The sequence below is a fragment of the Myxococcus virescens genome, from assembly GCF_900101905.1.
Taxonomy (GTDB): Bacteria; Myxococcota; Myxococcia; order Myxococcales; family Myxococcaceae; genus Myxococcus; species Myxococcus virescens.
Window position 1 is genome coordinate 156,645 of the sequence record NZ_FNAJ01000004.1, and the last position, 23,951, is coordinate 180,595.

General features: G+C 68.7%; 22 protein-coding genes. 12 read left to right on the top strand and 10 right to left on the bottom strand.

The window, feature by feature from the left end; translation table 11 throughout:
* Positions 1–90 precede the first annotated feature (90 nt).
* From BLU09_RS38750 to BLU09_RS14115, 4 genes are all read right to left on the bottom strand, one after another.
* Entirely contained in the window at positions 91–243 is a 153-nt protein-coding gene (locus BLU09_RS38750) for a hypothetical protein (protein ID WP_163884630.1), read from the bottom strand.
* The gene (locus tag BLU09_RS14105; RefSeq protein WP_090490072.1) at positions 240–1,697 is read right to left on the bottom strand and encodes an aKG-HExxH-type peptide beta-hydroxylase; all 1,458 of its coding nucleotides are present in this window, start codon (positions 1,695–1,697) and stop codon (positions 240–242) included. Before BLU09_RS14105 ends, BLU09_RS38750 begins: the two co-directional genes overlap by 4 nt.
* A complete protein-coding gene (locus BLU09_RS14110) occupies positions 1,694–3,181 on the bottom strand; it encodes an aKG-HExxH-type peptide beta-hydroxylase (protein ID WP_090490073.1) in 1,488 nt (495 codons plus the stop codon). The genes BLU09_RS14105 and BLU09_RS14110 overlap by 4 nt, the downstream gene beginning before the upstream one ends.
* Positions 3,182–3,491: 310 nt before the next feature.
* Positions 3,492–3,989, bottom strand: a complete 498-nt coding sequence (locus tag BLU09_RS14115; RefSeq protein ID WP_090490074.1) for a GNAT family N-acetyltransferase — start codon at positions 3,987–3,989, stop codon at positions 3,492–3,494.
* Positions 3,990–4,137: 148 nt separating this feature from the next.
* Here BLU09_RS14115 and BLU09_RS39885 point away from each other — a divergent pair, with 148 nt between their 5' ends.
* From BLU09_RS39885 to BLU09_RS14140, 5 genes are all read left to right on the top strand, one after another.
* Positions 4,138–4,263, top strand: coding sequence for a hypothetical protein (locus BLU09_RS39885; RefSeq protein ID WP_261770710.1), 126 nt, complete (start codon positions 4,138–4,140; stop codon positions 4,261–4,263).
* Between the two features lie 118 nt (positions 4,264–4,381).
* Positions 4,382–5,401, top strand: a complete 1,020-nt coding sequence (locus tag BLU09_RS14125) for a metallophosphoesterase (RefSeq protein WP_090490076.1) — start codon at positions 4,382–4,384, stop codon at positions 5,399–5,401.
* A 128-nt stretch (positions 5,402–5,529) separates the two neighbouring features.
* Positions 5,530–6,072 (top strand): hypothetical protein, encoded by a 543-nt coding sequence (locus BLU09_RS14130; protein ID WP_090490077.1) that lies wholly within the window; start codon positions 5,530–5,532, stop codon positions 6,070–6,072.
* Positions 6,073–6,878: 806 nt separating this feature from the next.
* Positions 6,879–8,966 (top strand): carboxypeptidase-like regulatory domain-containing protein, encoded by a 2,088-nt coding sequence (locus BLU09_RS14135; protein ID WP_244171709.1) that lies wholly within the window; start codon positions 6,879–6,881, stop codon positions 8,964–8,966.
* Between the two features lie 130 nt (positions 8,967–9,096).
* Entirely contained in the window at positions 9,097–9,723 is a 627-nt protein-coding gene (locus BLU09_RS14140; protein ID WP_167371084.1) for a glutathione S-transferase family protein, read from the top strand.
* A 139-nt stretch (positions 9,724–9,862) separates the two neighbouring features.
* Here BLU09_RS14140 and BLU09_RS14145 read toward each other — a convergent pair whose 3' ends face one another.
* Positions 9,863–10,051 (bottom strand): hypothetical protein, encoded by a 189-nt coding sequence (locus BLU09_RS14145; protein ID WP_011555432.1) that lies wholly within the window; start codon positions 10,049–10,051, stop codon positions 9,863–9,865.
* Between the two features lie 60 nt (positions 10,052–10,111).
* Between BLU09_RS14145 and BLU09_RS14150 the strand changes: the two genes are divergently transcribed.
* The 3 genes from BLU09_RS14150 to BLU09_RS14160 all read left to right on the top strand — a co-directional run bounded on the left by BLU09_RS14150 (position 10,112) and on the right by BLU09_RS14160 (position 12,357).
* Positions 10,112–10,489 carry a hypothetical protein gene (locus BLU09_RS14150; RefSeq protein ID WP_090490080.1) on the top strand — a complete coding sequence of 126 codons (378 nt, stop codon included), beginning with the start codon at positions 10,112–10,114 and terminating at the stop codon, positions 10,487–10,489.
* Positions 10,490–10,651: 162 nt separating this feature from the next.
* Positions 10,652–11,374: a transporter substrate-binding domain-containing protein gene (locus BLU09_RS14155; RefSeq protein ID WP_090490081.1), complete on the top strand. Its 723-nt coding sequence runs from the start codon at positions 10,652–10,654 to the stop codon at positions 11,372–11,374.
* Entirely contained in the window at positions 11,371–12,357 is a 987-nt protein-coding gene (locus BLU09_RS14160) for a cation diffusion facilitator family transporter (RefSeq protein ID WP_090490082.1), read from the top strand. The genes BLU09_RS14155 and BLU09_RS14160 overlap by 4 nt, the downstream gene beginning before the upstream one ends.
* A gap of 22 nt (positions 12,358–12,379) precedes the next feature.
* Here the strand turns inward: BLU09_RS14160 and ypfJ are convergent, their stop codons facing one another.
* Complete coding sequence (gene ypfJ / locus BLU09_RS14165; protein WP_090490083.1) at positions 12,380–13,252, bottom strand: KPN_02809 family neutral zinc metallopeptidase; 873 nt, start codon at positions 13,250–13,252, stop codon at positions 12,380–12,382.
* Between the two features lie 113 nt (positions 13,253–13,365).
* Positions 13,366–16,116, bottom strand: coding sequence for a M16 family metallopeptidase (locus BLU09_RS14170; protein WP_090490084.1), 2,751 nt, complete (start codon positions 16,114–16,116; stop codon positions 13,366–13,368).
* Between the two features lie 272 nt (positions 16,117–16,388).
* Here BLU09_RS14170 and BLU09_RS14175 point away from each other — a divergent pair, with 272 nt between their 5' ends.
* Entirely contained in the window at positions 16,389–16,640 is a 252-nt protein-coding gene (locus BLU09_RS14175) for a hypothetical protein (protein WP_244171710.1), read from the top strand.
* A 223-nt stretch (positions 16,641–16,863) separates the two neighbouring features.
* Positions 16,864–17,256, top strand: a complete 393-nt coding sequence (locus BLU09_RS14180; RefSeq protein ID WP_090490086.1) for a LysM peptidoglycan-binding domain-containing protein — start codon at positions 16,864–16,866, stop codon at positions 17,254–17,256.
* Positions 17,257–17,300: 44 nt separating this feature from the next.
* On the opposite strand, the gene BLU09_RS14185 is transcribed toward BLU09_RS14180, so the two are convergent.
* Positions 17,301–17,861, bottom strand: a complete 561-nt coding sequence (locus BLU09_RS14185; protein ID WP_090490087.1) for a sugar O-acetyltransferase — start codon at positions 17,859–17,861, stop codon at positions 17,301–17,303.
* A gap of 193 nt (positions 17,862–18,054) precedes the next feature.
* Between BLU09_RS14185 and BLU09_RS14190 the strand changes: the two genes are divergently transcribed.
* Positions 18,055–18,975, top strand: a complete 921-nt coding sequence (locus BLU09_RS14190) for a LysR family transcriptional regulator (protein ID WP_244171711.1) — start codon at positions 18,055–18,057, stop codon at positions 18,973–18,975.
* Between the two features lie 47 nt (positions 18,976–19,022).
* Here BLU09_RS14190 and BLU09_RS14195 read toward each other — a convergent pair whose 3' ends face one another.
* A complete protein-coding gene (locus BLU09_RS14195; RefSeq protein WP_090490089.1) occupies positions 19,023–19,937 on the bottom strand; it encodes a spermidine synthase in 915 nt (304 codons plus the stop codon).
* Between the two features lie 92 nt (positions 19,938–20,029).
* Between BLU09_RS14195 and BLU09_RS14200 the strand changes: the two genes are divergently transcribed.
* Positions 20,030–22,150, top strand: a complete 2,121-nt coding sequence (locus BLU09_RS14200; protein WP_090490434.1) for an ATP-binding domain-containing protein — start codon at positions 20,030–20,032, stop codon at positions 22,148–22,150.
* Here the strand turns inward: BLU09_RS14200 and BLU09_RS14205 are convergent.
* Positions 22,119–23,840 (bottom strand): PAS domain-containing sensor histidine kinase, encoded by a 1,722-nt coding sequence (locus BLU09_RS14205; protein ID WP_306440780.1) that lies wholly within the window; start codon positions 23,838–23,840, stop codon positions 22,119–22,121. The two genes, BLU09_RS14200 and BLU09_RS14205, sit on opposite strands and share 32 nt — an antisense overlap.
* Positions 23,841–23,951 lie beyond the last annotated feature (111 nt).

Below are 23,951 nucleotides of genomic sequence, written 5' to 3' on the forward strand. Positions count from 1 at the left end.
GGAGATGGAAGAGCGCCCGCCGCATCCGGCTCGAAGGGAGCGCGGACACGGCGGGCAGAACGACAGGGCTTCAGGCTGACCCGCTGGGGGTCAGTCCTCCTTCTTGGACGTGTCGTTGACGACGTAGGGAGGCCACCACTGGCGCTCCGCGCTCGACCCACACGTCACGCTCGGCTCCTGGAGCAGGTCCTTCTCGGCCACCAGGTTCTTCACGGTCTCCAGCCACTGCGATCCGTTGTTCATGCCACGTCTCCTTGCTGCCGTGTTGGCTCTACGAGGGTACTGCGTACTAGTGAGTCGAGCCCCGAACGCAACTGTCGGCGCGCTTCGTCCGGGGCCACTCTCGCGCCGACAACCTCGAGGTAAGCCCGCTCCATGTCGGAGTACGTCCGGCCGTCGCTGAGTTCGAAAATCAGCCACGCATTCAAGTCGAGCCAGTGGATGCGTGGCGCGGCCGGTGAGAACACCATCAAGCACTCGCCCTGCTTCGACGGGCGGACCCGCAGCCCGTTCACCTTGCGGTACGCGGCCCGCTCCTGCTCACGGGCTCGGGGGCCGGCGTCCTTGAGGAAGAGCGCGCGGTCCACGGGCGCCAGGGACTCGCTCAGCCACCGAACGAAGTCGCGCCCCTGCGGGGTGAGCAGGTGGGCCCACTCCGTCAGCAACATCTCTCCCAGGTAGCGGGCACGATCCACCGAGCGGCCGTAGCGCGAGGCGCTGTCGTTGTTCACCACCGACATCGCATGCGGGCGAGACACATACGCCGAGGGGTCCCCGAACCGCTCCGTCAGGGTGCGGTCCGCCGTGAGCGCGGCCGCCTTGAAGAGCGAGAGGTGCACGTAGACGTGGTAGGCGAACACCGTGCGGACGATGGACCAGCGGATGTCACGCCAGGGGACCTGAATGGTCTCCTCCGGACGGGCCGCGAGCGCCACCGAGCGCGTCGCGTCGAAGAGCTTCATATGGAGCCCTTCGTGCAGCAGGCATCCGGCGACGTCCCAGGGGTTCCCGAGCTCCTCCAACGACAGGAAGATGGTGGAGGGCGTCAGGTCGCCCCCCGCGGCGGACAGGACGGTGCCCCCTTCGAGCCGGGCGCTGAGCAGCGCGATGGCCTCGATGTGGGTCAGCGCGCTCGCGCCCGAGTCAGGCAGCAACAGCGAGAGCAGCTCGATGGAGTCGTTGATCTTCCGCTGCGCGGTGGCGTCCGGGCTCAAGAGCGTCCCGCCGCTCTTGGACTTCGCGCCGAAGACGCCGTCGAACGCGGCATGCAGCGCCCGGGAGTACGGGTCCGCGGGCCGGGCCACGTCCCACAGCCACTTCGGCACCTCCGAGCCCACCCGAAAGCGGGAGGGCATGCGCGACTCGCACAGGCCCAGCGGCAGCGCCTCCAGCGCGCCCGGCAGCATCTCCTCCAGTGGGTGCGGCGACACCAGGTGACCCGCCTCCAGGTCGGAGAAGGCCTGCTCCAGCGTCAGGCGCACGAGCGGGTCGAAGAAGACGCGGCGCGCGTCGGCGTCACTGAGCGCCTCCACCGTCGACGCGGCGCGCGCCAGGGACGGCAGCCGCTCCGCGAACAACTCCACGCCAAAGCGGTAACGGGTCATCACCTTCGCCAGGATTCGCGGCGAGTCCCCGAACACAGGGTGCTTCGACAGCGCTCGGTCAGCGGTCTGAACGACGCCTAGGCCACTCGTCACGGTGCACCTCCCTCGGCGACCTGCTCAATCATCCCGCTCGACTCCAGGCCCCTGAGCGTGGGCGCCAGCTGGGCCCAGGCGCGCTCGGCCCCGAGCCCCAGCGACGACGTGTACGAAGTGAGGACCTCTTCCTCCGTCTTGCCGTCACACAGCTCGAAGGCGAGCCACGCCGACAGGTTCAGGGTGACGATCTTCTGCGACGTGGGGTCCAGCGCGAACAGCACCTCCGACGCCGGAGAGCGGCGCAACGAGAGGTTCCGCCCCTGCCGGTAACGCACCGAGGACGGCGCCCGGCTGGAGCTGACCGGCGATGGCGTGGAGGCCGCGGCGCGCGGAGCGGTGTCGCCCGTGGTGACTCCGTCCACCAGGGGACGAACCGTGTCCCAGAGCCACGCGACGAGCTCGCGCCCGTAGGGCGTCACCCGGAGCGACAGTGGGCCCGAGAGCTGCGAGTGCAGGTACGCCAGCCGCTCCTCGGCCCGGGAGTAGGGCTTGACGTCGTTCTTCACCACCGACATCGCGTGGGCCGGAGCGTCGTAGTCACGAGGCGCGCCGAACTCCGCGTAGCAGTCCGGCCCCAGGTGCTTCACCGCCTCGCGGAACACCTGCATGTGCGCGTACGCGTGGTAGGCGAAGACGCTGTTGGACAGCGCCGTCCGCCGCCCCCAGGGCAGCTCCACCGGGTCGTCATCCGTCACGATGGCGCCCGTGCGAATCAAGTCGGAGAGCTTGAGGTGGATCGCCTCATGCAGGATGTGGCCCGCCGTGTCCCACGGGTTCTCCAGCTCGTCCGGGTCGATGAAAATCATGCACGGCGTGCCGTCGCCCCCGGAGCCGGTGAGCATCCGGCCACGCGAGCCCCGGATGTTCGCCACGGCGATGCAGTGCAGGTGCAGGAACACGCTCTGCGCCATCTCCGGCACCAGCCGCCGGAGCAGCTCACAGGCCCGCTCCAGGCCTTCCACCATGCGCGGCGTCGGACGGATGATTTCGACGCTGCTCTGGGCCCCTGGCATGAACCCGGTGCGGATGCTGTCGCGCAGCAGGTCCCCGACCCGCGACGGCGTGTCCGCGAGGTCCCAGACCCAGGTGCGGCCCGAAGGGCCCACCGTGAAGTCACGCCCCATCGCCTTGCGCGCGACGGACATCCCACGGCCCTCCTCCAGCGAATCGAGGGCCTCGCCGAGCAGCGCCGGGAAGGTGTCACGCACCGCCCCTACCGGCCCCGTCGTCTCCAGCTTGCTGATGGCCGTCTCCAGCGCGGCGCGCACGAGCAGGTCACCGAACAAGACATTCACGGACGCGGTGTCCAGCGCCTCGACGCGCTCCATCAGCGCCCGCAGCCGCGCGTCCTGGCGCGACAACACCTCCAGGACGAACTTGTAGCGTTCGATGACACGCAACACGATTTTCGATGAATTTCCAAACGGCTCCTGATGCTGGAACCGATGGTCGAGCTGCCGGATGACCTCAATCTGTTGCACGCTGCTCTCTCCTCGGACGACAGACTCATCAAAAAATCCGCATCCCGGCATAAACAGCATTTCGCAATTTAAAGGTAACAACCCTTGAAGCCTGTCACAAGCGCCTGACAAAGAAACAGCGTCCTGCCCTCGCTATTTCCCGCGACAATCAGACAGCTGTCTCTGGAAAGAAACTGTCTCAGTGAAGTAGCGAAGACGCTGTGCGTTGGCTCGCCCGGAGCACCGCGCCCAGCCCCAAAGACAGCCAGCAGCGCATCAACCGCAAGAAGCGATTGGAGATGAGCATGGCACGGCTGTCAGGCCCGCCGCCTCATCTTGTCTTCCCTTTCGCGCCCTCTTCTCGATTTCGGACATAGACGTCCGGGTCATGGCGCTCCATGAAGGACGCGGGCGAGCCCAGTGGCTGAAAGCCGTAACGGGCATAGAGCGAATGGGCATCTCGCGTGGCGAGCAAGAACCGCCGAAGCCCTTGCAGGTCGGGATGCTCGAGCAGCGCCTCCATCATCCACTGGCCCAGGCCCCGCCCCTGGTACGACTCCAGGACGAAGACGTCACAAAGATAGGCGAAGCTCGCGCGGTCGGTGACGACGCGGGCGTAGCCCACCTGGCCTCCCGAGGAATAGAGCCCGAAGACGAGCGAGTTCCGGGCGGCCCGCTCGACCGTCTCCCGGGGAATGCCCGCGGACCAGTATGAGCGGGACAGGTAGCCATGGACGACATCCAGGTCGATGCGTGCGAGGTCGTCGGAGGCGACGAACCCGTCATCGCGGTGGACTTCGTAGGGAATGACCTCAGTGTGGGTGCGCATGGGCGTGACGGCATCCTACGTCCTCCCGGCATGTCGCCCGCTGTGCTGCATCCAGGGAGCAGCACAGTTCGTCGCGCGCGTCAGGGACAGGCCACCACGACCTCGTCCACCTGGGTGCGGCAGCGCATCCGCGAGTGACCTGGTCAGCGTGCTCGCCAACACGTGCGTGGACATCGTGAACCACAACACGCCCAGCGGCGCCCGGCTCATCATCTACGAGTGCACGGGCAACCCGAACCCGAAGTGGGACTCCCGCTGCCCCTCCGTCGCCTGACCGAGCGGCCGGGTGCCTGGAGGCGATTCAGGCACCGAGGGCCGCGCGGGCGTGACACGCTGAGGTCCTCCAGCGCGCCTGGGCCGGCCAGCCCAGGCGCGCAGGCTCACCAGAGGACATGCCCATGCCCCCCTCTTTGCTCCGCACGCGCCCCCTGCTCGTGCTCGTCCCGCTGCTCCTGGCGGCGGCACCCGCCCCCCATGCCCCAGCGCAGCCTCGGCTGGAGGACACGGTCCCCGACACCTTCACCGGCGTGGAGCGCGTGGTGGCGGTGGGGGACGTGCACGGTGACGTGGACGCCCTGAAGGAGGTGCTACGGCTCGCCGGCCTCATCGACGCGAAGGACCGGTGGATTGGCGGCAAGACGCACCTGGTCCAGACGGGCGATGTGCCGGACCGGGGCGACCAGACGCGAGCGGCGTTCGACCTGCTCATGCGACTGGAGCAGGAAGCGCTCGCCGCGGGCGGACGGGTCCACGCCCTGCTCGGCAACCATGAAGCCATGAACATGCTGGGGGACCTGCGCTACGTGAACCCCGGGGAGATGGCTTCGTTCGCCGACCAGAGCCCCGAGCAGGACAGCGCCGGCTCCCCACCCGGCCTCAACGGGCACCGCGTCGCGTACAGCCTCCAGGGCCGCTACGGCCAGTGGCTGCGCAAGCACGCCGCCGTGGTGCGCATCAACGACACCCTTTTCGTGCACGGCGGCGTCGCGCCCGGCGTTCCCGGCGGAAACCTGGCCGAGCTGAACCGCTGGGTGCGCCAGGACTTCTTCCCCGGCCATCCGCCCGGCGGCGCGCGGGACGCACAGGGCCCCTTGTGGTTCCGAGGCTACGCACTGGGCGAGCCGCAGGACGCCGAACCTGCGCTGGACGCGGTGCTGAAGCGTTATGGCGCCAGGCGCATGGTCATGGGGCACACCACGAACCGCGACGGCAAGGTGAAGGTGCGGTTCAATGGCAAGGCGCTGCTCATCGACACCGGGCTGAGCACCGGGTACGGGCGGAACCTCGCGGCCCTGGAGCTTCGCGGCGGCAAGGTCAACGCCCTGTACCGCGAAGGCCCCGTCACGCTGGGCTCCGTGGAGCCCTCCGCCGCGCCGGCTCGTCCCACGGGGCCGAAGCCTCGGAAGAAATGAGCAGACGCGTCCCGTCCGTCCCCGCGACTGCGCACGGGCGGTGACGCAACGTGCAGTCCCTTGCACATGCAAGACGCGCCATCCCTTCGCGCGGAGACAGGGCCCGGTGGTTGCATCCGGGCGGCCGCATGCGCCTTCCCGTCCTGCTCCTGGCGGCGTCCGTGCTCTTCGCCCTGCCCGCGAGGGCGGACATCACGCTGTTCCCCGAAAGAGAGACCTGGCTGTCGGTGGGCCCCCTGTACAGCGCGGCATTCGGGGCGGACGAGCCCGGAACGGGCGTGGGCGGGGAGTTGACGCTCAATGGGTTCAAGGGCGTGGGCGGCCTGGGCCTCTTCGCGCAGGCACAGAAGATGGAGCGCGGCAGCGCGCGGCTCTGCGCCGGCCTCCAGGGCACCCTGTTCTTCGGGGGTGTGGAGCTGGGCGTCATGCATGAAACGGCGAGCCGGACGCGCGTGGCGACCACGGGCCTGCACGTCGCGCCCTACCTGGCCTTCGTGTTCGGCAGCCTGGGCGTGCGCTTCGGGATTCCGCTGGCCGGGGACCGGGACATCGGCCCCGGCGGCGTGGAGCGGACGCGGCATGCCCGCGAGGTGGGGCTGGTGTTGACGCTCAAGCTCCCCATCGCGCTGAGCTCGCACTCCGTCTGGGGTCCCATCTTCCCCTGGAACTAGCGCTCAACCGAGCGGCATCTCGTCGCGAATCCACGCCGTGACGGGGCTTCCAGTCCAGTTCGCGGCTGGCTACCTCCACCGACCAGGATTGGACGGTCCCCAACAGGCCCCGGCGGGCGCGCACTCCAAGGCGAGCCGGTACAGCGCCACCATGTTGGAACCACGAAACTTCGGGGCGCGCTGCCGTAGGTCGCGCTCTCCCCAGGCGCCGGGCCAGCACCACCTTGCGGAGGGATTCCCCCCAGGCTCGGTGAGGCTACGCGGGCTCCATGAGGCGTCCGACACGCGGCGCTCGCGCTGCGCGATTGCTGAGCCAACCATGACAATTCCGTGAGGATTGCCCCGCCGCGGCTCCCTACCGTCGGTTCATGGCGAGAACGAGGGAGCGGCGCATGCGCAGCGGCGGGGCGTTCACGATTCTGGCCGTCGGGGTCCTCGGGATGCTCGCCTGGGACGCGCGCTCCACTTCAGAGGCTGTCGACCGAGGCGCAGGTGTCGCCGCATCGTCGCAAGCCGCGAACCGCATCGAAGGAACTGGCACCCCAGGCATGGCGGCCCTGGGCTCGATTCCTCAACCCGAACAGAGGCGGCGCATTCGTGGCACCGTGGTGGATGCGCGAGGAGTCCCCCTCGCGGGCGTGCGCGTGTCCGCCGTGTCACGGGCCGAGGAGTCCCTGGCAGAGCTGCCGTGTCCCGATAGGGCGCCTGGCCCATCGGATTCCCGCCACGAGGAGAAACCCCTCCTGCTCTTGCAAGACTGCCAGTGGTCAGGCCGAGACATTCTGACGGAGTGGCTCTCCTCCCGCATGGGCGAAGCCATCCTCCAGGCAGAGACGGTCACCGACGGTGACGGCACCTATCTCTTGGATGGACTGGACGACGGATTCCTGTCGATCTGGGCCTTGAATGAGGACGGGGCGGCCGTGCAACAAGGCATCCTGGGGACGCATGACAGCCTGAGGCTGGTGCTGACTCCGGGATTGCGGGTGGTGGGAGCCGTGTCGGGAGAGGACGCGCCGCTTCCAGGCACCCGCATCACTTTGGTCTCTGCGACAACGGACCGTTACTTCGACGGCATCACAGGTCCGGATGGGCGGTTCCGCATCGGCCCGGTACCGCTTGGGCATTACATCCTCCTGGCGGAGCAGGATGGCTGGCGACCGGCGCTCCTCCACCTCGATGAGGCCAACAGCCTTCCGGAGGACGGTGTGCAACTCACCCGGCCGCTGAACCATGGAGGCAGGGTCCTCTCGCACGGGAGTCCCATCGCGGGCGCTCGCGTCGAGCTCAGCGCGGATTCTCCAGATGGCATTTCCTATCAGGTCGCCACGTCCGACGAGAAAGGACTGTTTCACTTCTCCGGGCTCAGCAAAGCCCACCGTCTCACGCTGTCAGCCTTCCATGAAGGACTGGTTGCCAGTGAGCAAGTCACCCTGGACGAACGAATCGGGGCTGAGACGGTCCTCGAACTGCGGCCTGCCCCCTATCTCGAGGGAATCGTTCAAGACGAGGCGCGCCAGTCCATTCCGGGCGCCCGTATCTCCATCGAGCCGCAGCGCCTTGATATTGTCTACCCGACCACGACCTCGAACCTGGATGGCCGCTTTCGCGCAGGCCCTCTCAGCCCTGGCATGAATCAAGTCACAGTGTCGGCGCCGGGCCACCTGGATGCCCTCATCTATCTTGATTCCCCGAAGGACAAGTCTCCGGTCACCGTCACGCTGCTCCGGGCGGTCCTCATCACCGGCGTGGCAGTTGACGAATACGGGGCACCCTCCCCAAACGTCACGCTCAAGCTGCAGCGCGAATGCGTCCACCTCGATGATCCACTGAACGTTCAACAGCAGACGACCACCGACAACGCCGGACGCTTCGAGCTGAAAGCTTGCCACCCAGGTCATTGGGACATCCGAACCGTTGACGAGCGATTCCTTCCAGAAGCCATTCCCGTGCATGCCCCCAGCAGAGACCTTCGCATCTCGTTGAAGCAGGGTCCGACCGTGACAGGCATCCTGTTGGATGAACACGGCGCCCCCGTGCATGGCGCGAACGTCGTACTCGCCAGGAGCGAAGAGAAAGACACGCCCCTCCGCGTCAACTCATCAGATGCCCTGGGACACTTCCAGCTCGGAGCTGTCCCGCCGGGACGGTACAGCGTGTGGGCACAGAAGGAGGTTCAGGGTGTCGTCCGGCGAACCGCTGCGCAGGAGATCGAGTTGCAAGTGGGCACGCCGACGCAGGTGGAACTGCGCTTTCCCGCCGGTGTGACTGTCTCCGGCATCGTGGTGACAGCGAGCGGAGAGCCGCTGGAGGGCGTGGGCATCCAGACCTACCGACCGTCTTCGACCGCCCCTACGGAGCCGCCAACAGTCAGTTTCCGCTGCGGTAGCCCCATTGGCGTTCGAACAGACGCCGATGGCCGATTCATCCTGCGGGGCCTGTCGTCCGCGCCGCATGCAATATGGGCCATGAAACATGGCCATACCTTCATCCCAGCACGTTCCATGGGAGGGACCCACCACGACAGCAACTGGCTTTTCGTCAAGCCGGGAGAGAACGAGAACACCATCCGCCTCGTCATGCAGCGTGATTCACAAGTCCGAGGCAGGCTCTTGGGACCTGATGGGCGCCCTTTTCCAGCGTTCGTCCTCAACCAAGAAAACGTTGTCTACTCCAAGGACGGCGCATTCCAATGGTCGACCGCGAGCTCCGGGCCGATGCCATTGGTATTCGAAGCAGCAGGGGTGGCATCACGAACCGTTACCGTGGATGTTCCGCTGGAAGGCGATGTGGAACTGGGTGACATCCACATGAGCCCGGGGTCTTCCATCCTGGGTTCACTGCTGGACGCCACGCCTCACGAACCTGTCGAGAGCACGAACCTGTCGCCATAGGCTGGTGACGGCACGGCCCCATCGATTTCCACCGGGAGGAGTTGACGATTCCGGCCTCAGGGGAAATCGTCCCCACATTGGTTCCCGACTGGCAGCCACTGCCCTCTTCTGGGGAATGACGGAACGGTCCATGAACGACTACGAGTTGATTGGCTCACCGGGATGTGGCTCGGCCATCGTAGAGATGGCGCTGCGCATCACCGGCATCCCGCACCGCCTGACGGAGCTGCCCTACCTGGAGCCAGGCCCCGGGCGCGACCGGCTACTGAAGCTCAATCCCCTGGGGCAGGTGCCCACCCTGATCCTCCCCGATGGCGCGGTGATGACAGAGAGCGCGGCCATCATCCTGCACCTGCACGACGTCTCGCCCCAGAGCGGCCTGGTGCCGGAGCCCACGGCGCCCGAGCGCGTGCGCTTCCTCAACCTCCTGCTTCGCCTCGTGGGCGCGGTGTACCCGACGTTCACCTACGCGGACGACCCGCCCAAGTGGACCCTGCCCGGTCCCGCCGCGGACCGGCTGCGCGACACCGTCATGGAGCGCCGCGCCAACCTCTGGCGCGAAATCGAGGCCCAGGTGGGCAAACCTCACGTGCTCGGCAAGCGCTTCAGCGCGCTGGACCTCTACGTCACCGTGATGACGCACTGGCGCCCGAACAAGGACTGGTTCACCCAGAACTGCCCCACCCTGGCAGCTGCGGCCACGCAAGCGGAGAAGAACCCGCACGTCGCCGCGGTGCTGGAGCGCCACTTCCGTTAGCGTCGTGAAGGGCATGGCCCAGCGCTTCGCGCCCGAGGCCCCCTCACTCACGACACTTCAACAGGGTGCCGCCAGAAGGGCGCGAATTCCTGCACCTGCCACGTCCTCTGGCAGGTCAGCCCTCCCGGCGGCCTTGGGTTCAACCTTCTGCCCGCCCCGGGGTGTGGTCCGGGTCCGGGTAGGGGCGAACACGGTGCGGCGCGTCTTCGTCGTCGCCCTCCGCGCTCCCCGGCGTGTGGCCCGGCTCTTCCTCCATGTAGCGGCTCTGTCGTTCCTCCGCCTCGTCTGGCGGCTCGGACAGCGGCCGCGGCGCTTCCACATCTGGCATGGCGATGTCCTCCTCTTGGAGAAGATAGGCAGTCGTCAGTCATGCGATGGTCGCGCCCATATGACGCTCCACCGATTCCTTGGCACCGCTCGGGGGCTGCTGCGGAATGCCGTCGGCATTCCCCTGACGCTGTACATGGCGCTCCGCCCCGGGAAGAAGGAGGCGGAACGCGCGCAACGCAACGCCGAGACGCTCATCGCGGCCTGCCGCGCCTACCAGGCCCGGCACGGACAGCTCCCCGACACCCTGGAGCAGCTCGTGCCGGAGTTCCTCTCCCAGCTGCCACCCGCCAGGTTCAGCGGTCCTCACTTCGGCTTCACCTACGACGTGAGCGGCCCGGCGGACGCACGCCGTCACGTGCTGGGATGGACGGACAGGATTCCCTTCGGGCGCCCCTTCTTCGTCTTCGAGGAGGAGCGCTGGGGCTACCTGGATTGAGCGCGCTCCGAGCACGCGAGCAGGCAGGCGGTCCCCTCTTCGCCGTGACTCCGAGGAGCGCACGAGGCGCGTAGCGCCTCATCCGCCGAGTACCTACCGTTCCCGGTGCGATTCACGGACCGAAGGGAGGCTCAGACGGTGCGCGGTGAAAGGCGTGTCGGAGTGTTGCTGTTCGGTTGGCTGGCCCTGCTCCTGGGGGCCTGTGGCCTTCCCCGGGATACCCACGGGACGCAGGAGCGCATCGTCCGAGATGGCGTGCTGCGCGCGGGGCTCGTGCGCCATGAGCCCTGGACGGGCCTCCAGGACGGCAAGCCCATGGGGCCTGAAGCCGAGGCGGTGGCGAAGCTCGCCGAACAGCTGGGGGCGCGCGTGTCCTGGACGGTGGCGCCGGAAGCCGAGCTGGTGCACGCCCTGGAGGAGCGAGCGGTGGACGTGGTCGTCGGAGGAATCACCGCGAAGTCCCCCTGGGTGAAGCAGCTGGGCGCGGGACAGCCCTACCTCACCACCCGGATGCGGGTGGGCGCGCCGCCGGGGCAGACCGTTCCGGAGTCCCTGGAGGGTGCTTCCGTCTCCGTGGCGCCGGGCAGTGACGCCGGGCCGCAGCTTCAGTCCTTGGGCGCCCGGGTTCGCGAGGTGGAGCGGCTGCATGAAGCCCCGGGCCTTCGGGCCGCCTGGGACTGGCAGCTCGATGGCTGGGGCTACGCCGCTGGCGAAGACGTGCTTCGCGAGGAGCAGCGCATCTGGGTGGTGCCCGCGGGCGAAAACCGCTGGCTGTTTACCGTGGACCGCTTCGTCCTCGACCACGCAGAGCCCATCCGGCAGCGGCTCCTCGCCTCCGCCAGAGCCGGCGAGACACCCACAACCTCCGAGGAGGACCGGCGATGAGCTGGCGCCAACGGCGGCAACGCGCCGGACATGCGCGCGGCCCGGTGGACCCGAAAGACCTGCCTGACGACAAGCACCGCGCCCTCAAGCGCGCGCAGCGGCTGGAGGCCTGGTCACTGGCGTACCTGGCGTCGGCCATCGTCGTCATCTACTTCACGCTGGGCGCGTCCCAGGCCATGAAGGCGGCGTGGTTGGAGGACCTGCTCAGCCTCATTCCGCCCATCTCCTTCCTGGTGGGCAGCAAGGTGGCGCACCGGAAGCCCTCCGCCGAGTACCCCTATGGCTACCACCGCGCCGTCACCGTGGCGTACCTGGTGGGCTCGGTGGCGCTGCTCTTCATGGGGACGTGGCTGTTCGTGGAGTCCGTGCTCAAGCTGGTGCGCGCCGAATACCCTTCCATCGGTACCACGCAGCTGTTCGGCCACACCGTGTGGATGGGTTGGCTGATGCTGGCGGCCCTGCTGTGGTCGGCGATTCCGTCCGTGTTGCTGGGACGGGCGAAGCTGCCACTGGCGGAGTCGCTCCACGACAAGGTGCTTCACGCCGACGCGCTGATGAACAAGGCGGACTGGCTCACCGCGGTCGCCGCCATGTTGGGCGTGCTGGGCATCGGCATGGGCTGGTGGTGGGCGGACGCGGTGGCGGCGGGGGTCATCGCGCTGGACATCGCCTGGGACGGACAGCGGCACCTGCGCACCGCGCTGGGTGACTTGATGGACCGCACGCCGCGCACGCTCGACTCGAAGCACGCCGAGCCGCTGCCGCGCCGCATTCACGAGGCCCTGTGCGGCCTGGACTGGGTGGAGGCCGCTCAGGTGCGCGTGCGCGAGGACGGACACGTCTTCTGCGCGGACGTGCGCCTGGTGCCGAAGGAGCGGGGACCGGAGCTCGTCACCCGGCTGGGCAACGCCGCCGAGGACCTCAAGCGCCTGGACTGGCGCCTGCGCGACGTGCTGCTGGTACCGGTGGACCGGCTCGGCTGACCCGGGCCCCGCCGGCACACCGTCAGCGCGCTCCGAGGCCTGCGTCGCCGAAGGTGTCACAGGCCTCGAGCGTGCCCTGCTCCAGCCCACGCCGGAACCAGGTGACGCGCTGCTCGGAAGAGCCGTGGGTGAAGGACTCCGGGACGACGTAGCCCTGGGCGCGCCGCTGCAAGGTGTCATCACCGATGGCGCTCGCCGCGGCCAGCCCTTCCTCGACGTCCCCCGACTCCAGCAACTGCCGCTGACGCTGGGCATGGTGGGCCCAGATGCCGGCGAAGCAGTCCGCCTGCAGCTCCTGGAGGACGGACAGGGCATTGGCCTCTTCCGGGGACAGGCGTCCGCGCAGCGACTGCACCTGTCTCGAGATGCCCAGGAGGTTCTGCACGTGGTGCCCCACCTCGTGCGCCACGACATAGGCCTGCGCGAAGTCACCGGGCGCGCCGAAGCGCCGGTCCAGTTCGTCGAAGAAGCCGAGGTCCAGGTACACACGCCGGTCCGGTGGACAGTAGAAAGGCCCCACCGCGCTTTCCTGGAAGCCGCACGCGGACTGCACCGCGTCCGTGAAGAGCACCAGCCGGGGCTGCGCGTATTGCACGCCCACGGGCGCGAGCACTTCCGGCCAGGTGTCCTCCGTGTCCGCGAGCACGACGGACACGAAGTCCTTGAGCTCTTCCTGCCGGGGGTCCAAGGGCTGGCCCGAACCGCCCGTGCCGTCCACGCTCCGAGGGTCCTCGCCTCCGCCCAGCCCGAGCTCGGAAGGGTCTCCTCCGAGCAGCAGCACCAGCAGCGCCACGACGATGGAGGCCGCGCCGCCCCCCAGCGCCAGCGGGCGGCCCAGGCCACTGCCCCGCCGGTCTTCGACATTCGAGCTGCGACGTCCACCCTGCCACCGCATGCGGCGCCTCCCTGGCTGGTCCCCGGCGGCCTCAAGATAAGCAGCCAGGGACACGGAGGTGGACGACAGCCCCTGCCAGGTGGGACGGCCAGCAGGCAGGGGGCCGGGGTGGGCTACGGCTGGGACATGGCCTGGATGACGGGCCGCGCCTTGCCCTCATCCGCGGTGATGGAGACGACGAGCCGCTGGGAGCAGCCCTCGAACTCCTTCCGAAGGGACTCGGCCGTCACCGTCTGGAGCAGCGCGGGCCGGCGCGTCACCGTGTCCGGCTCGAAGCCCCGGACGCGCGCGGTCAGCAGCGCGTTCACCCAGGCTTCCGAGCTGATGAAGGAGACGGCCTGGGACGCCAGCATCCCCCTGCGAGCCCGCTCCAGCGCGTGCGCGGGCACCTCCTTCGCGAAGGACGCGAGAAGCTGTTTCACGGTGCTGATGCCTTCACCCATGCGCTGCGCATCCACCGCGCCCTCCAGCACCAGGTGGGCCGCGCCGCCGCGCCCCAGCCAGGGCCGCGCGGAGAAGCCGTACGTCGCCCCCCGGCGCGAGCGCATCTCACCCGAGGCGTGATTGTGAATGAGCTCCGCCATCAACGCGTAGCGCGCCTCTGCTTCGGGCGTGGCCGTGGGCAGTCGGCAGGCCAGTTGCACCTGAGCCTGGCTCGCGCCAGGACGCGGCGAGAGAAGGACCGTCGCCTCGGAAGACGCCGCCGGCAGCTCAGGCGCGGCCGGCGTGGCGACGGGCGCCGCCTTCCCCCGGCTCCAACCGCCGAGGTACTTGCGCGCCAGCCCCTCCACTTCCTTCACGTCGAACTCTCCGGCGATGACGACCACCGTATTGGCCGGGCGATACACGTCCTTCAGCCACGCCTCGGCTTCCGTCCAGGACACCTGGGCCAGGTCCGCGCCGGTGGCCTCGCGCGCAAAGGGATGCGTGCCGTACAGCGCCTTCTGGAGGTGACGCTCGGCCAGGAGCTCCGGATTCGAGTCCACCGCCTGACGCCAGGGCAGCACCTGCTCGCGGTAGAAGCGCACCACGTCCTCGGAGGTCCGCGTGGAGTCGAGCTGCTCGGCCAGCATCGCCAACATGTTGCCGACGTTGCCGGCCGTGCCGGAGATGCCGACGCGCAGGTGGTCGCGCTGGAACGACGAGGTCGAATGCAGGCCCCAGTCACTGGGGCGGCCCTCGAACCAGGACTCCCGGAAGGAGCCCCAGTTGGCCAGGTCCGCCACCCCTGACTTCGCGCCGTAGGACGAACCACCGCCCAGCGCCGCGCCGATGCGGACCACCGGGAGGCCCGGACGCGGAGCGAGCAGCACCTCCATGCCATTGTCCAGCTTGAGCACCTGCACGGGCGAATCGAGCGCCGCCGTCATGGACGGCGTCACCTGCTCGGCGGGCGTGGTCCAGGGCTCCTCGTCCGCGGACAGCGTGGCGGCCGCCGTCGCCGCGCCCGGCACCTCACCGGGACGGACGACAATCATTCGCACCCGGTCCCGCTGTAGCCACTGATAGGAGAAGTCCGTCACCTTGCCGCCGACGAGCCCCATCAGCGCCACCTGCGAGCGGGTATAGGAGCGCACGTCCTGCGTGAAGTGGGTGAGCAACGCCCGACGCTCGGTGCGAGACATGAGGTCCTCTGACTCCAGCACCATGCCCGTCACCACCTGCCGGCGCGTCGCCTGGAAGTCGAACTCGCGGCCCAGCACGGAGCCGGGCTGGATCTCCTGGACCCACGCGTTCTGCACCTGGTCCAACACCTTCCCCGCCGAGCGCGTCGGGTCGTCGCCCCGGCTGAGCCGCACCCGCACCACCAGCAGCGAGGCGCGCGTCCCCGGAATCAGGTTGGTGGAGATGTCCGCGATGTCGCCGTCGTTGCGCACGGCGCCCCAGAGGTTCTGGCTGAAGGTGGCGCGCACGAAGTCCTGGACCGCGCTGGACTCATCGAAGCCACGCGGCAGCACCCAGGAGAGATACACCTCCGGGGTGGGCACGGCGGCAGTGAAGACGGGCACCGACTTCTGGGCGGGCGTGGTGGCCGGGGCCGCGGGCTGCGTGGGCAGGCGCGCCTCCAGTGCCAGGGGTGCCCCCGTGCCCACCCAGGCCTCGGGCAGGCTTGCCCGAAGCGTGGCCTCCACGGCCGCCAGGTCCACGTCGCCGGCGATGACCAGCGTGACGTTGTCTGGACGGTAGTGCGCCCGGGCGAAGCGCTGCGCATCCGACAGGCTGAGCGCGGACAGCGACTCATGCGTCCCTGCGAGAGGACGCGCGTAGGGGTGTCCACCGGGGAAGGCCGCGGCGTTCAACCAGCTGAAGACCTGTCCCACGTAGCCCGTCTCGTTGCGCTGGCGGAGCTCGTTGCGGACCACCTCGCGCTCGACCGCGAACACCTCTGGGCTCACGCCCGCGAGCGGCGCGGCCAGGCGCTGGCCTTCCAGCTTCAGGAGAACGGGCAAGGCCTCCTTGGGGCCCAGCGTCTCGTAGGACGTGTAATCCAAACTGGTGGAGGCGTTGTAGAAGCCCGCGCCCGACGCCTCCAGGCGCCGCCACACCGACGGACTCCCCGCGTGGCGGGAACGGAACGCCAGGTGCTCCACGACGTGCGCCAGGCCCTCCTTGCCGCCCGGGTCACTGGAGCCCCCCGCGCCCACCACCGCGACCACCGCCACCACGGGAGAGCGGGCATCCTGCTCCACCACCACGCGGAGCCCCGAGGGGAAGCGGAAGTCCCGCAGCGGGAAGGCCACGTCACGCATGACGATCTGCCCACGCTGAGGCAGCGTGGCGCACGCGCTCAGCAGCAGCGTCAGGGCGACGACGGCGGCACGGGGCCGCCAGACGGAAGGGAGGGAGACACGCGGGCGAAACATCCAAGCTCCAAGGACGAACCCGGGAGCGGCGCGCTGGGGCACACCCCACCGCCTCCCCCGAGCGGAAGTGAATCTCGACAGCGACGAGGCGAAGGCCGTGTACGAACCACGCTGGCCCTGGACTCAAGGCCAGACGGACGGAATGCTCATACCATCCGCGGGAAGACAGGCCAAGGGCCGGGACTTCCAGGCGCGATTGCCACATCCAGGCACCTCCGCAATTCTGGCAATCCACAACGCAACAGGACCGTCTTCGCGACGGGGGAGGCATCATGCGAGCAACGTGGATGGGCGTGGCGCTGGCCGCGGTCTTCATGGGGACGGGCTGTGGCGGCATGGACCCGGGACTGGACAACCCCGCCAGCACGGACGAGGCACACGGGGCCGAAGTCCAGGCGCTGACCACCTGTGAAGACTGCCATACCACCTACACCGCATGCATTCGTCAGGCCCTTGGGGACCCCGAGGAGACGCAGGTCTGCATCGACCAGCGGCACGAGTGCGCGCTGCAATACTGTCCGTGACCGCGCGCGCCGAACGCATGGCGCTGACGCGCGGGGCGGGAGGAGCGCCTCTCCCTCCGCCCGCCGTCTATCCGAGACAGGCGCGGGGCCGGCTCTGTTGACCGTCCGCCATCCGCGCGCCCAGCGGCATTGAGGCGCGACGGGTACGTCGGGCCAGGCGGCTACATTGCGCCCCGCCCAGCACCACGCCCGTTCCGGCGTGCGCAGGCGAAAGGGAGCAACCATGGCCTTGCAGAATGATTACCAGGACGTGCTCGACGTGGCGAAGAACGTGGGCGCCAAGGTCGAGTCGCGCGAGGAGAACGGCAAGCTCATCATCAAGGGGACGGTGGACTACGCCTGGGACCGGGACCGGATGTGGGACCAGATCAAGGCCAGACATCCGAACTGGCAGAACGAGGTCATGGTCATGCTCACCGTCGCGCACGAGACGCCGTATGGCCTGTACACCGTCCAGTCGGGCGACACGCTGAGCAAGCTGGCCAAGGACATCTACGGGGACATGAAGCTGTACCCGAAGATTTTCGAGGCCAACAAGGACCAGCTCAAGGACCCGGACAAGATCAAGGTCGGGCAGGTGCTGAAGCTGCCGCCCAAGTCCATCGCCAACGCCTGACATTGAGCGAGGCCAGGGGGCACCGAGGCGTGCCCCCTGGCCCCTCAAGTCAGGTGTCGCACCAGCCGGGCGGGGACGCCCGCCACGAAGCTGTTCGGCGCCACATCCTCGGTCACCACCGCTCCGGCGCCCACCACCGAGTTTTCGCCCACCGTCACGCCCGGCAATATCGTGACGGCCGCCGCAATCCAGACATTCCGCTGGAGCACGATGGGCTTCGCGACCGCGGAAGCACGCCGCCTGGCGGGCTCCAGAGGGTGACTCGACGTGATGAGGTTCACCTTCGGGCCAATCATGACGTCGTCAGCGATGTCGATACCGCCGATGTCCATCAACGTGCAGCACTGGTTGATGAACACGTTCCGCCCGACGCGGATGTTGACGCCATGGTCGGTATAGAACGGCGGGATGAGCGAAAACGTGCTGTCGACATTCCTGCCGGTCAGCTCACTGAAGAGCGCTCTGATCTCCTCGGCATCATCGAAGGCGCGCTTGTTCAATTCGACGGTCAGGCGCATCGCTCGCCGGATGTTGCTGAACATGACCGCTGATTCAGGGGTGCCCATCAGCACCTCCCGAGGAAGGAATGGCTTCTCGCCATGCATGGAACGGTTCTCCTGGAATGACGGCAGCCATTGAAGACGTGCGTGCCGTTGAACAGGACCCTAGCCAGTGCATCGCTGAGACATCAAACAACTTGATATCCCCTGAGACACAACCGCGGGTTGTGCCATTCCCTGGTACCCTCCGCTGACGACACTGGAGCAACGGAGGCGGGGCAGCGTGGATTTCGATGGGGTGAGGACCTTCATTGCCGTCGCCGACACGGGACAGTTCCAAGAGGCGGCATCAAGGCTGTCACTGACACAGCAAGCCGTCTCCAAGCGCATCGCCGCGCTCGAAGCCAGCCTCGGGGCCCGGTTGTTCGTCCGGACGCCACGCGGCGTTCAGCTCACCATCGACGGACAGGTGTTCCTGCCTCATGCTCGCAGCCTCCTCGAAGCGGCGGAGCGGGCAGCCGATTCCGTGCGCCCTGGCCGCCGTCGGCTCCGTGTCGACGTGGTCAGGCCGAACCTCGGGAGCGCACGCATCCTTCGTGACTTCCACAGCGCCCATCCCGAGATTGAAATCGACGTCGTCACGCATCTCTTCGACGCGAAGACCGCGTTGGCCGCTGTGCGGGCCGGGACGATCGACGCGACGTTTCGTGCCATCACCCGTCCCGCGCAGCAACTGACCGACGGCGTCGTGGCGACTCGAGTGCTCGACGACGCCGTGGAGCTCCTCACGAGCCCTACGCACAGGCTCGCCGCTGCGACTTCGCTGACGCCAGCCGAGCTCGCGAAGCACAAGGTCTGGATGCCCTTCATCGTCCCAGGAACAGAGTGGGCCGCCTATTACGACGAGCTCGCCGCGAGATTCGGGCTCACCATCGACACGCTCGGTCCCGACTTCGGCATCGATGCGCTCCTGGAGGTGATTGCCGGCTCCTCGAGCCTGGCCACACTCGTAGGTGAACACATCCGGCTGGTGTGGCCAGCCGAGTACAACCTCCGCCGCATTCCCATCCGCAACCCGATGCTCGTGTATCCACATTCCCTGGTCTGGCGTAGCGACAACGCGCACCCCGCGCTCACGAAGCTCCGCGCCTACCTCGACGCCCGGAAGGACCGCTATCGGCATCCCAAGGCGTGGTCCCCCCCATGGACGGGCCGCTGAAGGCAGACACGTCGATGTGAAGCAGGCCCAAGCCCCCCTACAAGCGCTCAGCGGACCTGCGCCGGCGTCGTCACAGACTCGGGCTTCGGCAGGTCCGCGTCCTTCAGCACCTTGCCTCGCAGCTGCCGCTCCGTCGCGTCCGTGTAGCTCCGGTCCACCAGCCCGCTCAAGTCGAAGGGCACGCCCCGGGTGCGCTCCAGCTTCTCCGCGCGCGCTTCCAGTGTCTTGGCGGCCACCTTCTCCTCGTACCCCACGCCCACCAGGATGCGGTTCGAGCTCTGCGGCACGATGAACTCATACAACTGCGTGAAGGCCACCTGCCACGTGTGCACCATGGCGTCGTAGTGGCGGTTGGGCGGAAACGCCCACACGTTGCCCACCACCGCGCCCCGGGGGCTCAGCTTCGCTCGCACCGCCGCCAGGAACTCCTGCGTGGCCAGGTGCTCGGGGATGCTGTCCGGGCCATAGGCATCCAGGAAGATGAGGTCATACGCGGGCCGCTCGGCTTCGATGAAGCGCCGGCCGTCTCCGACGTGGGCGCGCAGGAGCGTGTCCTCCCGGAAGCCGAAGTAGCGCCTGGCCACCGTCACCACATCCGGATCGATGTCCACCACGTCGATGTGCGCCCGGGGCACCACCTTGCGCAGGAACATGGGCATGGCCCCGCCCCCCAGCCCCACGATGAGGATGCGCTTGGGCGCGGGCACGTAGGCCAGCCCCACCATGGAGACCTGCGTGTAGGGCAGCACCAGGTCCAGCGGCTTGCCCGGCCAGACCACGCTCTGCAGCGCGCCCGAGGCGTCGAAGCCCAGGTACCGGCGCCCCTCCTCGTCCTCCGTCACCGAGATGAGGGTGTAGGGCGATTCCTTCTCGTACAGGACCTTGCGGGACGCGGAGGCCGTACATGCCAGGAACACCAGCCCCACCAGCAGCAGCCGCTGGGTCACACCGCGCATGTCCATCCCTTTCTGGTACAGAGTACCAAAAAGACAGCATTTCTCTCAGGAAAAACAACAGGTTGACGCATACGGCGCCGAGGTTCACCTTGCCGCGCATGAGCCACGTCGAGGCGTCGCTGCCGGACCATGCCCGCGCCATCATCGCCGAGGAAGAGGCCTTGCTGGCCCGTGTTCAGTCCACGCTGGAAGCCGCGCGGCGCAAGTCCGCACGCGGACAGGACGCCCAGGGACTTGTCGCCCAGTTGCAGGTGCTGCGGGACGACGCCGCCACCGCGGCCGTGGCCGACCTGCCGCACATCTTCGCGCAGATGAACCAGATGCGCTCCCTCCTGGACCGTCAGGAGGGCGTGAAGCTTCCCGACCCACAGGCGCCCTACTTCGCGCACCTGCGCCTCAATGGCGAAAGCGGCCCGCGCGACTACCTGCTGGGCCGCACCACGTTCGCGGACGTGGGCGCTGGCGTGCGCGTCATCGACTGGCGCTTCGCCCCCGTGGCCCGTGTCTTCTATTGCTACGAGGAAGGCGACGACTACGAGGAGTACTTCGGTGAGCGGCTCGCCGAGGGCAGCGTGGAGACGCGCCGGCTGGTCATCATCGAGCGCGGCGTATTGACGCGCATCATCTCCGGCGCGCTGGTGCTGGAGCGCCTGGCGGACGGCACATGGCGCAGCGTGAACCGCGACTTCGCCACGCTCCAGTCGGGCGGAGCGGGGACGGCGGCGCGGCCGGAGTTCCTGGGCACCGGCAAGGGCGCGCGGCGCATCGAGGATGCCTTTGGCGTCACCGCCATGCTGGACGCCGAACAGTACGAGGCCCTCAGCACCGGCCCGGACCGGCCGCTGCTGGTGTTGGGCAGCGCGGGCAGTGGGAAGACGACCGTGGCGCTGCACCGGCTGGCGAAGCTGGCCTTCGACGAGCCACAGAAGTTCCCCCAGGCCCGCATGAAGCTCATCGTCCCGGAAGAAGGGCTGGCGCGGCTGTCCCGCCGGCTGCTGGCGCCGCTGGGCCTGGGCAACGTGGCCGTGCAGACGCGGGATGCCTGGTTGCTCGCCGCCGCGCGCTCCGCCTTCAACGTGCCCGGCATCAAGCTGTGGAATGACACGCCGCCGCTGGTGTCCCGCCTCAAGCGCCACCCCACCCTGCGGCGCGCGTTGGCCGCCCGGGTGGGCGTGCCAAAGACAGACGCGGGCACCACGCTGGAGCGGCTGCGCACGCGGATGGCGGACGCATACATGGACCGGCGTTTCCTGGACAGCGTCGTCACGGCCGCCAAGGGCGAGATTCCTCGCACCGCCATCGACGAGACGCTGGAGCACACGCGCCTCCAGCTCGCCACGCCGCTGTCCAAGGCGCTCAAGCACATCACCGACGCGGAGCGGCTCATCACCGTGGATGGGCGCTCCATCGAGGACGACACGCCGGACGCCATGGCCGGCACGGTGGACCTGGACGACCTGCCCGTCCTGATGTTCCTCAAGGCCCAGCACACCTCGCTGGGCCTGGAGCGGCTGGCGCACGTGGTGCTGGACGAGGCCGAGGACTTCTCCCTCTTCGAGCTCTTCGCCGTCCGCCAATTGCTGGGCAAGAGCAAGAGCTGCACGCTGGCGGGCGACGAGATGCAGCAGACGGACGCGGGCTTCGCGGGCTGGCCCGCCGTCCTCAACGAGCTCAACATCCTCGACGCCGCCACCTGCCGGCTTCAGGTCTCCTACCGGTGCCCCCGGCCCGTGGTGGAACTGGCGCGGCAGGTGCTGGGCGCGCAGGCCCCGGAGGCCGCCGCCACCGGCCGCGCGGGCGCTCCGGTGGGCTTCCACCACTTCCCCGACGAGGCCCAGGCGCAGCTCTTCATCGGCGAGGCGCTCCGGGACCTCGTCGCCCGCGAGCCCCACGCCTCCGTGGGCGTCATCGCCAGCAGCCCCGAGTCCGCGAAGACCATCTACCGCGTCGTCTCCGACCAGCCCTGGGCGCGGCTGGTGAGCGACGGCGAGTTCACCTTCGAGCCCGGCGTGGACGTCACCGACGTGGGCAGCGTGAAGGGCCTGGAGTTCGACTACGTCATCCTCCCAGACGTGACGGCGCGGGCCTACCCGGTGGACGACGAGTCACGCCGCCGCCTGCACGTGGCGGTGACGCGCACCTCCCATCAGCTGTGGGTGGTGTCCTCCGGCGTCCGCTCGCACCTGCTCACGCCGGATGGCGCGGCAACTCCACGGTGAAGGTGGAGCCCTGGCCGGGCACGCTCTCCACGTGGATGCGGCCCTCCATGGCGTCCACGATCTGCTTCACGATCCACAAGCCCAGCCCCAGTCCGCCGTAGTGCCGCTCGCTGGCCAGCCGCTCGAAGCGCTGGAAGAGACGCGCGCGCCCCTCCGGTGGAATGCCCATGCCCTGGTCCTTCACCGACAGCCAGGCGCGCGACGCATCCGCCCCCACCCGCACTTCAATGGGGCGGCCCCGGCCGTACTTGATGGCGTTGGAGAGCAGGTTCTGCAGCACCTGCTCCAGCCGCAGCCGGTCCCAATGGCCAGTGGCGGCGCCCCCCGCATCCAGGTGCAGCGCACAGCCCGCACGCGCCAGGTCCTCGGTGAAGCGGGGCACCACCTCGCGGGTGAGCGCGGCCAGGTCCAGGTCCTCGCGCTCCAGCCGCAGCCGCCCCGCGGTGATGCGGGACACGTCCAGCAGCTCGCGCACCAGGCTCGACAGGCGGGAGACCTGCCGCTGCACCGCCACCACCTTCGTGGAGAGCGCCTCCGGTGACGCGGGGCCATTGCTGGCGCGCGGCTCCATGTCGCGCCGCAACGCCTGGATGTTGAGCATGAGCGAGGTCAGCGGCGTGTTGAGCTCGTGAGACGCCACGGACAGGAACGAGTCCCGGGCGCGCACGGCCTCCTGCGCCTCCGTGTAGAGCCGGCCGTTGTCCAGCGAGGTGGCGGCGCGGCGGGCCAGGTCTTCCGCCAGCCGCACGTCCGCCTCCGTGTACCTGCGCCGGGACTCCGAATTGAGCAGCGTGAGCGCCCCCAGCACCCGGCCCCGGCTGATGAGCGGGACGATGATGTACGCGCTGATGCCTAGCGCCTCCACGGCCCGCCGGTACGCCGAGCTGCCCCCCTGGGCGGCGGCGAGCATGGCGGGAAAGTCCGGGGTGAACTCGGTGACGCCGGTACGCAGCACCTTGCCGATACCCGCCGCGTCCTCCAGGCGGATGGGATAGCGCGCCTGGAAGTCCTGCGCGGGCCCCACCATCTCCTGCCTGGAGAAGGCGGCGGCGGCACGGCGCACCTGCCCATCCGGCATGGGGAGGTCCACCGAGCACGCGTCACCCAGGATGGGAACGGCGAGGTGGGCCATGCGCTGCAGGATGAGGTCGTGCTCCAGGGACGACGCCAGCACCTCGCTGGCCTGGGCCAGGAAGGCCGCGTGCCGCTGCGCCCGGCGCATCTCGTCGTAGAGGGCCCGAAGCGTCGCCTCCTGCTTCTTCTCCGCGCTGATGTCCCGCGAGAACAGGACGACCCGCTCATGGACGCGAAACAGCCGTTTCACGAACCAGCGGTCCTGCAGCTCGGTGTGGCATTCGAACTCGGCGGATTCGCCCGTCCGGGCCACCTGGAGGAAGCGCTCCTGGAAGGAACGTTCCGTCCACTCCGGGTGCAGCTCCCAGAGCCTCCGGCCGAGCAGCTCCTGGCGCGGCCGGCCCAGGTGCCGCTCCAGGGAGGGATTCACATGAAGACAGACTGCGTCCAGCGAGCAGACCACGACCGCTTCCGGCATCTGGTCCAGCAGGGCGGTATCCAGCCCGCTGGCGTCCGACCCGCCGTGGCTGGCGCCACCAGGGTCCTGTCCGGTCGAGAGTGAGTCCACGCGGTCGGTGTGAGAACGGGCCAAGGCGATGTACCTGCCGCTTAACATTTCCGCCGCGCCCACCCCACTGCCACGCGCCGGAAATCTGCAAGGCAGCCGACATTCTCGCCGCTCGGGGGGAACGCCCTTCCCCACCCCGAGGCGTGCCGGGTGCACCCG

What these genes read in the sequence shown, in the direction of transcription:
- BLU09_RS14125 (WP_090490076.1), top strand. Translation starts at nt 4,382, where the DNA reads ATGCCCATGCCCCCCTCTTTGCTCCGCACGCGCCCCCTGCTCGTGCTC.
- BLU09_RS14160 (WP_090490082.1), top strand. Translation starts at nt 11,371, where the DNA reads ATGAGCTGGCGCCAACGGCGGCAACGCGCCGGACATGCGCGCGGCCCG.
- ypfJ (WP_090490083.1), bottom strand. Translation starts at nt 13,252, where the DNA reads ATGCGGTGGCAGGGTGGACGTCGCAGCTCGAATGTCGAAGACCGGCGG.
- BLU09_RS14145 (WP_011555432.1), bottom strand. Translation starts at nt 10,051, where the DNA reads ATGCCAGATGTGGAAGCGCCGCGGCCGCTGTCCGAGCCGCCAGACGAG.
- BLU09_RS14185 (WP_090490087.1), bottom strand. Translation starts at nt 17,861, where the DNA reads ATGCATGGCGAGAAGCCATTCCTTCCTCGGGAGGTGCTGATGGGCACC.
- BLU09_RS14205 (WP_306440780.1), bottom strand. Translation starts at nt 23,840, where the DNA reads ATGTTAAGCGGCAGGTACATCGCCTTGGCCCGTTCTCACACCGACCGC.
- BLU09_RS14200 (WP_090490434.1), top strand. Translation starts at nt 20,030, where the DNA reads ATGAGCCACGTCGAGGCGTCGCTGCCGGACCATGCCCGCGCCATCATC.
- BLU09_RS14115 (WP_090490074.1), bottom strand. Translation starts at nt 3,989, where the DNA reads ATGCGCACCCACACTGAGGTCATTCCCTACGAAGTCCACCGCGATGAC.
- BLU09_RS14140 (WP_167371084.1), top strand. Translation starts at nt 9,097, where the DNA reads ATGAACGACTACGAGTTGATTGGCTCACCGGGATGTGGCTCGGCCATC.
- BLU09_RS14170 (WP_090490084.1), bottom strand. Translation starts at nt 16,116, where the DNA reads ATGTTTCGCCCGCGTGTCTCCCTCCCTTCCGTCTGGCGGCCCCGTGCC.
- BLU09_RS14195 (WP_090490089.1), bottom strand. Translation starts at nt 19,937, where the DNA reads ATGGACATGCGCGGTGTGACCCAGCGGCTGCTGCTGGTGGGGCTGGTG.
- BLU09_RS14175 (WP_244171710.1), top strand. Translation starts at nt 16,389, where the DNA reads ATGCGAGCAACGTGGATGGGCGTGGCGCTGGCCGCGGTCTTCATGGGG.
- BLU09_RS14180 (WP_090490086.1), top strand. Translation starts at nt 16,864, where the DNA reads ATGGCCTTGCAGAATGATTACCAGGACGTGCTCGACGTGGCGAAGAAC.
- BLU09_RS38750 (WP_163884630.1), bottom strand. Translation starts at nt 243, where the DNA reads ATGAACAACGGATCGCAGTGGCTGGAGACCGTGAAGAACCTGGTGGCC.
- BLU09_RS14135 (WP_244171709.1), top strand. Translation starts at nt 6,879, where the DNA reads ATGGGCGAAGCCATCCTCCAGGCAGAGACGGTCACCGACGGTGACGGC.
- BLU09_RS14130 (WP_090490077.1), top strand. Translation starts at nt 5,530, where the DNA reads ATGCGCCTTCCCGTCCTGCTCCTGGCGGCGTCCGTGCTCTTCGCCCTG.
- BLU09_RS14150 (WP_090490080.1), top strand. Translation starts at nt 10,112, where the DNA reads ATGACGCTCCACCGATTCCTTGGCACCGCTCGGGGGCTGCTGCGGAAT.